The organism is Streptomyces sp. NPDC001157, assembly GCF_053598255.1.
On record NZ_JBSFJW010000022.1, the window covers coordinates 144,244 to 151,698 of the forward strand.

General features: G+C 69.1%; 6 protein-coding genes. 5 read left to right on the forward strand and 1 reads right to left on the reverse strand.

Features of this window, described 5'->3' with window-relative positions:
* Positions 1-121: 121 nt before the first annotated feature.
* From ACWDAG_RS31390 to ACWDAG_RS31410, 5 genes are read left to right on the forward strand one after another with little or no spacing between them, the layout of a single operon-like run.
* Entirely contained in the window at positions 122-934 is an 813-nt protein-coding gene (locus tag ACWDAG_RS31390) for a hypothetical protein (RefSeq protein ID WP_450698908.1), read from the forward strand.
* A complete protein-coding gene (locus tag ACWDAG_RS31395) occupies positions 924-2,261 on the forward strand; it encodes a hypothetical protein (RefSeq protein ID WP_450698909.1) in 1,338 nt (445 codons plus the stop codon). Before ACWDAG_RS31390 ends, ACWDAG_RS31395 begins: the two co-directional genes overlap by 11 nt.
* Positions 2,258-3,817 (forward strand): SCO6880 family protein, encoded by a 1,560-nt coding sequence (locus ACWDAG_RS31400; protein WP_450698910.1) that lies wholly within the window; start codon positions 2,258-2,260, stop codon positions 3,815-3,817. Before ACWDAG_RS31395 ends, ACWDAG_RS31400 begins: the two co-directional genes overlap by 4 nt.
* Before the next feature lie 13 nt (positions 3,818-3,830).
* On the forward strand, positions 3,831-5,258 hold the full coding sequence (locus ACWDAG_RS31405; protein ID WP_450698911.1) for an ATP-binding protein: 1,428 nt from the start codon (positions 3,831-3,833) through the stop codon (positions 5,256-5,258).
* Between the two features lie 21 nt (positions 5,259-5,279).
* The gene (locus tag ACWDAG_RS31410) at positions 5,280-6,779 is read left to right on the forward strand and encodes a type VI secretion protein (RefSeq protein WP_450698917.1); all 1,500 of its coding nucleotides are present in this window, start codon (positions 5,280-5,282) and stop codon (positions 6,777-6,779) included.
* A gap of 16 nt (positions 6,780-6,795) precedes the next feature.
* Here ACWDAG_RS31410 and ACWDAG_RS31415 read toward each other — a convergent pair whose 3' ends face one another.
* Complete coding sequence (locus ACWDAG_RS31415; protein WP_450698912.1) at positions 6,796-7,347, reverse strand: GNAT family N-acetyltransferase; 552 nt, start codon at positions 7,345-7,347, stop codon at positions 6,796-6,798.
* Positions 7,348-7,455: the final 108 nt, after the last annotated feature.

Sequence of the window (7,455 nt, forward strand, 5' to 3'; positions counted from 1 at the left end):
CGCCCGTCGTGCTCACCGGCTGAGGTTGCGTTTCCCTGATGTCGAGTCACCACACCGCGCCCGCGCGGGAACCAGCACGGCTACCGTCGTATGTCTACGAGGTGGAGAGGGCGTACGCGGCATGAGTCTCGGAGACGAGCACGAGGCCTCCGGCGGTTACGGCGGCACGGGCCAGACCCGGACCCGGCTGCCCGACGGCGGCGGCGATGTGTACGGCGGCGCACGGCGCACCAGCCGCTCGCCGTCCCGGAGCCTGGTCACGGTGGTGGGCGTGGTGGTCCTGCTCATCGCAGCGATCGCCTTCGCGAATCGTGGAGGGGGCGATTCCTCTTCGGCCGGCGACTCGGGCAACAAGCCGGACGCTGCGTCCACGGCTGCCAGCGGGACGAAGCCGGTACAGGCAGGCTTCGCCCACGACCAGCAGGGGGCACAGAGCGCGGCGGCGAACTACTCGGTCGCGCTGGGCTCGACGGACATGTTCAACACCGCCGGTCGGCACGCGATCGTCAATACCGTCTATGCCCCGGATGTCGCCGCGGCTCGGCAGTCCGCCCTGGACAGCGCGTACTCCAGCGAGAAGTTCCTGACCAACATCGGCCTCGACAAGGACGGCAGGGCGCCGAGCGGGCAGACCTTCGTATCCCGGGTCGTTCCTGTGGGCACCAAGGTCACCTCCTCCACCGCAGGCGCTGCCACCGTCGAGGTCTGGTACACGTCGCTGTTCGGCCTGTCCGGTGAGAGCTCGACCAACCCGGTGTCCGAGAGCTGGTACACCACGACGTACCAGCTGAAGTGGGTCGACAACGACTGGAAGGTCACCGACTTCCAGCAGAAGGACGGACCCGTACCGGTCGGGCGCGACCAGAAGGCTTCCACCGCCGACGACATGACGAAGGCTGTCGAGGAGTTCGGAGGCTTCACCTATGCGCGCTAACCACCGCTTCCTCAAGGTCACGGCCGCTGTCGCCACCGTCCAGGCCACCACGGTGCTGCTGGCCACCCGCGCCTTTGCCGCACCAACGCCCAAACCGACAACGAGCAACGACCCCTGCGACCTCATCCGCGGCCCCGCCAAGGACTACTGCGAACGCGGCAACGGCGCCAAGGGCATCACCGGCACCGGTGGCGGTCTGGACCCCACCTCCACCCTCGACCCCCTCTCCTCCCTCGCCAAAGGCTGTGCAAAAGCCGCCTCCTGGACCGTCACCAAGCTCAGCGACGCCGTAAAAGAAACCGCGAACGTCGACTTCACCAACCCGAAGTTCCTTCAGCAGTACGCAGTCGTCTTCGCGGCGTCCGCAATCCTCACCCTCCTCCTCTGGCTGCTCGCGGTGGCCAAGCGAGCCGTCCGAGGTGTCCCCCTCACGACGGCCATCTCGGAGGCGGTCGGTTTCCTCTGGCTGACGGTCCTGGCCTCGGCGTTCACGCCCCTGATCCTCTACACCGTCGTATCGGCGACCGACGCCGTCACCGACGTCATCGCGAAAGGCACCGGCGACCAGACGGACACGTTCTTCGGCACGTTCTCCGCAGCCCTCAGCAAGGGCAACGACATCGGCGGCGGCCCGATCATGCTGATCATCGTGTCGCTGGTCTCCGTACTCGCCGCGGGCGTCCTCTACCTGGAGCTCTATCTGCGGGCCGTACTGCTGTACGTCGGCGCCCTGCTCGGCGTCGTGGTCTATGCGGGCCTCGTGGACAAGAACCTGTGGGGCCACGTCCGCCGCTGGGCCGGCATCATGATCGCGGTCATCCTGGTCAAACCCGTGATCGTCATCGTCCTCGGCCTCGCCGGCGCCCTCGCCTCGGGAGGAGGCCCCGACTCCCTCGCCGCCGTCGTCTCCGGCCTCGCCATCATCCTGCTCGCGATCTTCGCCTCCGGGATGATCTACCGCTTCGTCCCCGGCTTCGGCGACGAGATCGCGAGCGGCCGCAACAACCGCATCATGCAGGGCGCCGAAGGCAAGGCCGCCGCGGTCATCAGCTCCCCGGCGACCATGGTCGCGCAGGGCATCAAGACGCACAGCGCCCGCGCCAACGACAACGGAGGCGGCGGCCAGTCGTCCTCCGGCGGCGCCCGCCCGGCCAACCCGGTCTCCGGCGGCGTCGCAGCCCACAGCACCCGCCCCTCGAACGGTGGCGGCGGCGGAAGTGTCCCCTCCGCCGCACCCGCACCCCGTTCGTCGAGCCCGGTGAACACCCCGCACGCCAGCAACACCCGCAACAGCAGTACCAACCGCACGGGAGGTGAAGGGCGTTGACGACCGAGTCCCACCTGTCCCATCCGGTCACGCCCCGCCGTACATATCTCATCGGCCGCGCCCGGCCGAACGCGATCGTCGGCCGGAACCGCGAGTCCGGCGAGATCGCGCTGATCATCGCGGGCGCGTTCCTCGGCATGATGTGCGGGCTCCTCGTCCCCGTCCTGTCCCTGCGCATCGTGCTGCTGATGGGCTTCCCGCTGATCGCCCTGATGGCGGTCTACGTGCCGTACAAGCACCGCACGTTCTACAAGTGGTTCGAGATCAACCGCAGTTACAAGCGCACCCTGAAGCAGGGCACCCTGTACCGCAGCGGTGTCATCGAGGCCGGTACGCGGCTCGACGGACGCGAGGTCGAGATCGGCCCGCCCCCCGGGATCGGCCGCATCACCTGGCTGGCCGCCCCCTTCGGCCCGGACGAGATCGCCGTACTGCTCCATGCGGACCGCCGCACAGTGACAGCAGCCATCGAAATCGAAGGCCCCGGCGTCGGCCTGCGCGACTCGGAGGACCAGGAAGCCCTCGTCGACCGCTTCGGCACCCTCCTCAAGCACGTCGCCAACGGCGACGGCTTCGTCACCCGCCTCCAGATGCTCGCCCGCACCCTCCCCGCCGACCCGGACGCCCACGCCAAGGACGTCGCCATCCGCGGGGACGAGAAGTCGCTGGGCTGGCTGCAGCAGTCGTACGACCAACTGCAGTCGATGGTGTCGACGAGCAGCGAGCAGCACCGCGCCTACCTCGTCGCCTGCATGCACTTCACCCGCGAGCTCGCGGCCGAGGCCCACGCGATGGCCCGCGCGGCCCGCCCCCAGAACGGCCGCAAGGTCGACCGGGACGCCGGCCTCGCGGTCGTCATGGCCCGTGAGCTCACCGACATCTGCTCGCGCCTCCAGGAGGCCGACATCCGCGTGCGCCAGCCCCTCGGGCAGGGCCGTCTCGCCTCCCTCATCCACTCCATGTACGACCCCGACCACCCGATCGACCACATCCAGGCGATGACCAAGCGCAACGCCTGGCCGGCCGAACTCGACGCCATGGAGCCGACGTACCTCCAGGCCAAGACCCGGGAGTCGTCCACCCGCGCGCCCTGGTGCCACGCCACGGCCTGGGTGAAGGAGTGGCCGATGACTCCGGTGGGCGTCAACTTCCTGGCGCCCCTGCTGGTCCACACCCCGGACGTCATCCGGACGGTCGCCGTCACGATGGACCTCGAACCCACCGAGGTGGCCATCGAACGCATGCTGACCGAGAAGACCAACGACGAGGCCGAGGCCTCCCGGGCCGCCAAGATGAACCGCACGGTCGACCCCCGCGACGTCGCCGCCCACAACCGCCTGGACCAGCGCGGCGAGGACCTGGCGAGCGGCGCGGCCGGCGTGAACCTGGTCGGCTACATCACCGTCTCCTCCCGCTCCCCCGAGGCCCTCGCCCGCGACAAGCGGACCATCCGCGCCTCGGCCGGAAAGTCGTACCTCAAGCTGGAGTGGTGCGACCGGGAACACCATCGCGCCTTCGTGAACACGCTCCCGTTCGCCACCGGCATCCGAAGGTAGGGGCTGAGTTCTGATGCGGGATCCGCTGTCCGTCCTGACCGACGCCTTCACGTCCTTCCTCTTCGGGAAGGTCGAGACGACCCGCCTGCCGGTGCGCACGTCGACAGGCCAGGCCCAGGCGGTCTACCTCCCGACCGCCGCCCCCGGCCTCGGCGACTCGGGCGTGATCATCGGCCGCGAGGTCTACTCCGGCAAGGGCTACATCTACGACCCCTTCCAGCTGTACGGCCAGCAGCTCCCGGCCCCCCACTGGCTGGTCCTCGGCGAGTCCGGCAACGGCAAGTCGGCCCTGGAGAAGACCTACGTCCTACGGCAGCTGCGCTTCCGCGACCGCCAGGTCGTCGTCCTCGACGCCCAGGGCGAGGACGGCGTCGGCGAATGGAACCTGATCGCGCAGGAGCTGGGGATAACCCCCATCCGCCTGGACCCGACGGCCGCCCTGGACATGGGAATCCGCCTCAACCCACTCGACCCGGCGATCACGACGACCGGCCAGCTCGCCCTGCTCCGGACGATCATCGAGGTCGCGATGGGCCACGGCCTGGACGAACGCTCCGGCTTCGCCCTCAAGGTCGCGCACGCCTACGTCAACGAGACGATCGTCGAACGCCAGCCGGTCCTCACCGACATCGTCGAGCAGCTACGGCACCCCGAACCCGAGTCGGCCGAGGCCATGAACGTCGCCATAGAGGACGTACGGGCCTGGGGCCTGGACGTGGCGCTGGTCCTGGACCGCCTGGTCGACGGTGACCTCCGCGGCATGTTCGACGGCCCGACCACGGTCGGCATCGACCTCGACGCACCCCTCATCGTGTTCGATTTGTCCCACATCGACCGCAACTCCATCGCCATGCCGATCCTGATGGCGATCGTCGGCGTATGGCTGGAACACACCTGGATCCGCCCCGACCGGAAGAAGCGCATCTTCCTGGTCGAGGAGGCCTGGCACATCATCAACAGCCCCTTCGTGGCCCAGCTGTTCCAGCGACTGCTGAAGTTCGGCCGCCGGCTCGGTCTGTCCTTCGTGGCGGTGGTCCACCACCTCTCGGACGTCGTCGACGGCGCGGCGGCCAAGGAAGCCGCGGCCATCCTGAAGATGGCGTCGACGAGGACGATCTACGCCCAGAAAGCCGACGAGGCACGGGCGACAGGCCGCGTCCTGGGCCTCCCCCGCTGGGCGGTGGAGATCATCCCCACCCTCACCCCCGGTATCGCCGTGTGGGACGTCAACGGCAACGTCCAGGTCGTCAAACACCTGATCACCGAGACGGAACGCCCGCTGGTCTTCACCGACCGCGCCATGACGGAGTCGTCCGCCGACCGCCAACTGAACGACGACGCCCTGCGCGCCGCCGAGTTGGAGGCGGAGGAGCGCGCGGCGGCCTTCATGGAACAACACGTGAGCGACCTCGAGGGCCCGTCCGAGTCGACGGTGGCGTAGCTAGCGGGAGGCGGGACCGTGGTGAGACCGGACGAGCGGCGAAGAGAAACCCGGGACGGGCAGGGCGGCATCCCGGACGGACTCCTGCTCGGCATACTCGCCTTCCTCCTCGGCATGACCCTGCTGGTGTGGACGGCCACCGGCCTCGCCGGCCTGTTCGCCAAGGGCAGCTGGCCGAACGGCGTCACCTTCACCCGCACCCCCCTCGCCATGCGCCACCTCATCGGCCAACCCCACGACATCGCCGGCGCCTGGCCCGAGACCCCGGACACCCAGCTCTCCGGCTACGGCCTGTTCTGGGGCCTGTTCATCGGCCAGTTGATGGTGCTGTTCGTACTGACGGTGTTCGCGATGGGCACGTTCGCCCGCTGGCGCGCAGGCCGCCTGAAGCGCCGCGCGGAACAACCGACGCCACTGGAGCGCCCCACACCCGAGCCGACACCGGCGTACTACGAGGTCCCTACACCGAGGACGGCACCACCCGAACCACAGCCGACAGAACTCCTCCAGGAACCGGCACCCACGCCCGAGCCCTCCCCCTCCCTGTTCGCCGAGGACCAGCCGACGGCGGGCGGGGTGGCCGGAGTGGGGGGCAGTCGCGAAAAACTCGTCGTAGCCCCAAGAGAAAGCCGCCAGGCGACCGCGACCCAGGCCGTACGCGACGCGGAAGGCCCGGCCCTCGTCATCACCTCGAACCCGGCGGTCTGGTCGGACACCAAGGACGCCAGGGCAAAACTGGGCCCCGTCCTCCTCTACGACCCCGCCCACCTCTGCGACACCCCGGCCCGCCTGCACTGGTCCCCCACCACGGGCTGCGAGGACAAGCAGACGGCCGCGGCCAGAGCCATCGCCCTGCTCGCCCCCATCCGCCCCACGGCCAAACTCGACCAGGCCCTGGCAGCGACAGCCGAAACGCTCCTGCGCAGCTATGTGCACGCCGCCGCCGTCGACGGCCGCACCATCCGCCACGTCCACCGCTGGTCCCAGGGCACCCAGGTCCAGGACGCGGTCCGCATCCTCCGTACGAATCCCAAGGCGGCCCCCGGCTCCGCGGGCGAACTCGAGGCCGCGCTCACCGCGCACCCCGAACGCCGGGACATGGCCCAGGAGTTGACCAGCCGAGCCCTCTCCGCCCTCTTCACGGTCAACATCCGCGAGGCCTGCACTCCAAACCGAACAGATGCCCTCACCTTGGATTCCTTCGTCCATGAAGGGGGCACGCTTTATGTGGTGGGGGAATCCATCGAGGACCCCAGAAGCAACCCGGGCGCAATGCCCCTTCTGACGGCCCTCGTCTCAAGCGTGGTCGAGCGTGGCCGGCGCATGGCCGAACGGTCATCCTCCGGTCGCCTCGACCCACCACTCACGCTCGTCCTCGACGACGTCGCAGCGGTGGCTCCGCTTCCCCAGCTCCCGGAGCTACTGGCCACAGGAGCGGACCAGGGCCTGCCGACCCTGGCCCTGCTCCGCTCCCGTGAACAGGGCAGGGCCCGGTGGCCGCACGACGAACTGCCGGTGTAACCCTCCGGAGCCCCCTCTACGGCTGCTCGCGCTCGACGGCCATCTCCAGCTCACGCTCATCGGTGTCCTCACCCAGCGGCACGACGAGCCCGGTGGGCACGAACCCGGCCTTGCCGTAGAAGCGCCGGGCCCGCTCGTTGTCCTCGTGGACGATGAGCCGCACCCGCTCGACGTCACGCCCCCAGGCCCACTGCAGACCGGCGTCGAAGAGCACTTCGGTCAGCCCGATCCCCCGGTACTCGGGCCGCACGAACACACCGACGATGTGCCCCTGCCTCCGCTCGACCGTGAGCCCCGTCCAGTCCTGGGTGCCGGCCTCCTCGATCAGCACGGTCAGCGTTCCGACCCATTCCCCGCCGGGCCCCTCAACGATGATCTGCTGCGCCCCGGTCGCACCTTCGGCACCTCCGGCAGCCCGCTCCTGCCAGAAGGAATCGGGCAGGGCAGTGGCCTGGTCATAGGTCTCGAGGAACGCCAGATGCGCAACGGGATCCCGCAACGCCTCAAGCCGAAGCTCCTTGACCTCAGCCCACTCGTCGGCACGTATGGAACGGATCTTGTACGTCATGTCGGCCACCGTACCTGAAACGCAGAAAACCCCCGTACCGAATAAACGGTACGGGGGTTCCCTCAACAATTGTTCGGCGGCGTCCTACTCTCCCACAGGGTCCCCCCT